5 protein-coding genes are annotated in these 3,726 nt (G+C 65.2%); 4 read left to right on the plus strand and 1 reads right to left on the minus strand.

Features of this window, described 5'->3' with window-relative positions:
* Positions 1-155 precede the first annotated feature (155 nt).
* Positions 156-1,085, minus strand: coding sequence for a LysR family transcriptional regulator (locus G3T14_RS23390; protein WP_246733520.1), 930 nt, complete (start codon positions 1,083-1,085; stop codon positions 156-158).
* A 159-nt stretch (positions 1,086-1,244) separates the two neighbouring features.
* Here G3T14_RS23390 and G3T14_RS23395 point away from each other — a divergent pair, with 159 nt between their 5' ends.
* The 4 genes from G3T14_RS23395 to G3T14_RS23410 form a co-directional block, all read left to right on the plus strand.
* Positions 1,245-1,811: an OsmC family protein gene (locus tag G3T14_RS23395; protein ID WP_163644893.1), complete on the plus strand. Its 567-nt coding sequence runs from the start codon at positions 1,245-1,247 to the stop codon at positions 1,809-1,811.
* Between the two features lie 377 nt (positions 1,812-2,188).
* Positions 2,189-2,983: an HWE histidine kinase domain-containing protein gene (locus G3T14_RS23400; RefSeq protein ID WP_163644894.1), complete on the plus strand. Its 795-nt coding sequence runs from the start codon at positions 2,189-2,191 to the stop codon at positions 2,981-2,983.
* Positions 2,984-3,121: 138 nt separating this feature from the next.
* A complete protein-coding gene (locus G3T14_RS23405; protein ID WP_163644895.1) occupies positions 3,122-3,340 on the plus strand; it encodes a hypothetical protein in 219 nt (72 codons plus the stop codon).
* Between the two features lie 52 nt (positions 3,341-3,392).
* On the plus strand, positions 3,393-3,726 hold a 334-nt coding region (locus tag G3T14_RS23410), incomplete at its 3' end, for a cyclic nucleotide-binding domain-containing protein (RefSeq protein ID WP_163644896.1).

The raw sequence follows: 3,726 nt of genomic DNA on the forward strand, positions 1-3,726 counted from the left end.
TGTTGTTCTGGCAGTTCCGTGGCCGGCACATCGACATCCGCCAACCCAACAGCAGTTTTCGCGATGCGACGGCAACCATATCGGCCTAACCCGGGCCTTCCCTGTGGGCGGCGGCGGGACCTGCCATTTCACTCGGTTCGTGGATCGGCTTGGGATCAACCGGTCACGGCCCGGGGAACGGTCTTGTCGGCATCGTCGGGTTGAAGCATCGACCCGAGCGCTTGGATGCATTCCGCGATGTGGTCGAGAACCACCCGAATCCTCGGCGTGTCGCGATTGTCCTTGTGGACCAACAACAAGATGTCGGCGCTGGGCGGCTCGGCCGGCACCTCCATCCGGGTTAGCCTAGGCTCGTTGTCGGCACGGAATCGTGCCAGGCATGCCAGTCCCCCGCCGTTGGCGGCCGCCAGCACGGCGGCCTCGTGGCTGCTCGTCTGCAGCACGACGCGGGATCGGGAAGCCATCTCGGTAAGCCAGGCCGACTGGGTCATCTCCCTGCTGTCCTCCATCTGCGTGATCAGGTGGTGGTCAGGGCATCCTTCCGCGAAGTCCAGCTCGCCGCGTTCCTTGATGTAGTCCATCGTCGCGTAGAGGCCGAAAGCGATGCCGCCGATGCGACGAACGACGAGGTCATGTTGCTCGGGTTGCCGCATGCGGACCGAGACGTCGGCCTCGCGCATCGCCAGGCTGAGCTCGCGCGGGTTGGGAATGAGCTCGATCATGATGTCAGGATGCTGGGCATGAAGGCTCGCGAAGCTGGGGGCCAGCAGATGAGCGGCCATCGTCTCGGCGCAGGTCACCCGCACGAGCCCCCGCAAACGGGTGTCGCGCCCGGTGACGTCCCGCTCCAGGCCCAGGGCTTCCGCCTCCAGTCGCTCGGCCTTCTCACGCACCTCCTCGCCGGCCAGGGTCGGCACATAGCCATCGGGGGTGCGATTGAGCAGGCGCACCGCGAGGGTCGCCTCCAGCGATGTCAGTCGGCGGCCGACGGTGGACTGCGAGACGTTGAGCACCCTGGCGGCGCTTGAAAGGCTGCCATGCCTGGCCAGGGCCAGGAAAAACCTCAAATCATCCCAGTCTAGCATTCGCCGAACCTCATCATTTTCGGGGCTCTCGTCGTCAGAAATGGTTGCCGACTTCGGTGCGCGAGAGCCTAAACTAGAATTTGGATGATACCTATTCGAGATATATTTCCGCCAAACGAAATGATTGGCATGGGCGGAGAATCAGGGAACGAAGATTTTATGGCCAAGCCACCGCTCACTCCCGTCATCCCGCTGCCGTCGCTGGTGGGCAAACGCGAGCTCGACCTCGTCGTCGCCAAGGCCAAGGCGGATCCGACCGCCGTTCGTACCCTGCGCTGTCGCACGGTCGCTCAGGGGCGGCTGAGCCAGCTCAATTATATTCGTGATCTTCCGCCACAGCCGGTGATGGAGGACGAGCCCGAGGGCCTACTCGGCGAAAGCACCGCACCCAACGCTTCCGAAGCCCTGCTCGCTGCCCTGGGCTCCTGCCTCTCCATCGGCATCCATGCCAACGCCCTGGCGCAGGGCATCCCGATCCGCTCACTGGAGCTCAGCGTCGAGGCCGACATCAATATGACCTCGGTCTGGGGCAGTGGCGACCTCACGCCGAAGACCATCGGGTTCGAGACCATCCGTGTCGCGGTGACGATGGACGCGGATGCATCGCGAAAGGCGCTAGCGGCGCTCATCAAGCACACCGTGATGTGGTCGCCTGTGGCCAACACCCTCCACAACCCGGTCCATCTCGACGTCGCGCTCGCACCCGCCATCGCCAACGTCGCCTGACGCGAGGACAGCCATGACCATATCCTCGCTCCGTCTCACAATCGGACGTCGCCGTTCCCGGTCACCACGGGACGTGACGATGCCGTTTCCATTTTGCGCGCCCGAGCCCGAGGTCTCCCTCGACCCGAGCGCGCATGGGGTGGTGATCCTCGACCGGCTCGTGACGGAGGCGAAGGCCCACGCGGTCACCCTGGCCCTGACGGAAGAGCGCCTCCGCTTCACCCAGGAGGCCGGACGCATCGGATCGTGGACCCTCGATCTCGTCACGATGGCGCTCGTGGCATCGGACGGGTGCAAGGCGAACTTCGGTCGCGATCCTCGCGCGGACTTTACCTACCCGGCGTGGATCGAGGGCGTCCATCCGGGATCGCGCGCGCATGGAAGCCGCCATCGCCGCCGCCGTCGCCGGGCAGACCGACTACGACCACGAGTACCGGATCACCTACCCGAACGGCGCGGTCCATTGGATCCACGCCCGTGGGCACGCCTCCTACCAAGCGGATGGCACGCCGAAGATCATCGCCGGCATCTCCCTCGACATCACCGACCGGAAGAAGGCCGAGGATCACCGCGACCTGCTGGCGAAGGAGTTGGCTCACCGGGTCAAGAATACGCTGGCGACGGTGCAGTTCATCATTCGCCAGACCCTTCAGAGATCGACTTCCCTTGAGGAAGCCGAGGTGATGCTCGACGCCCGCATCATGGCCCTTGCGGCCGCGCATGACGTGCTCCTTCGAGATACCTGGGAGGGAGCGACCTTGAGCGAGGTCGTCGGCGTGGCGTTGCGCCCGTTCGGGGTCGAGCAGGAGGGTCGCTTCACGTTCCGCGGACCCGTCCTACACCTTGCCTCCCGGGTCGCGCTCGCCTTCGCCATGGCGCTGCACGAGCTCGCCACCAACGCGGTCAAGTACGGCGCCCTGTCCACGGAGGCCGGACGCGTCGAGCTGACATGGGATATCCTCGATGGGGTCGGCTCGGACCGGCTCCGCTTCCGCTGGCAGGAAACCGACGGTCCCCGCGTCTCGCCGCCGACCCGGACGGGATTCGGCTCACGCATGATCGAGCGCGCGCTCGCGGTCGAGATCGGCGGGACCGCCGAGATCGCCTACCATCCGGCGGGCATCCTCTTCACGGCCGTGGCGCCACTCCCGGCGATCTCAGCGGACGGCTGAATGGCCGGCATGAACGTCGCCGCCACGGCGAAGCAAATCTGCGTTTCCGGTCGGCGCATTTGGTTCCGTTCCTTGTCGCGGCGGGCACGTTGACCCGATGCGGACCCCGAAAGCGGTAGCCCACTCTGTGAGGGTACGATGATCGAAGCCGACGCCTACTCTGTCCTCGCCAGATCGGTCGTGAGCGTTCGTGAGCGGGCCGGCGACGGTCGTGCCTGGGACGACGTCACGGTCAGGCTGGCCGCCGGGGTCCTGCAGCGCGCCTTCAAGCTCGATGAGGAGGCACGGAATGCCTTCCTCGATCTCGCCCGGCACGCGGAGCGCATGCAAGCCACCGAACGCTGGCGGGGACGCTGAGGCAACGACCCTCTTCGAACATTCGCCAAGACCGAACCGGAAGGACAGAACCATGTCGATCCATTCATTGCCGGCTGGTCTCGCAACCTATCCACCTATTGCGCTCACGCACCTGAACGATGGGGTGGGCAAGATCCGTCTCATCAGCCTGGCCACGGCACTCCCTTTGGCTGAGCGTGATGCTTTGGAGCCATTGAGTCGGAGGGTGGCGCTCGACCAGAAGGAGACCCTGTATGGTCAGGACGAGCCCGCGGTCTCGGTCTTCAACGTTACCTCCGGCGCTCTTCGCCTCTATCGCCTGCTTCCTGACGGACGCCGAATGGTCACCGGGTTCGCCTTCCCTGGCGACTTCCTCGGCCTTTCCCTTCTCGACCGGTTCGCCGTCT

Origin of the sequence: Methylobacterium sp. BTF04, assembly GCF_010692745.1 — a bacterium.
Taxonomy (GTDB): domain Bacteria; phylum Pseudomonadota; class Alphaproteobacteria; order Rhizobiales; family Beijerinckiaceae; genus Methylobacterium.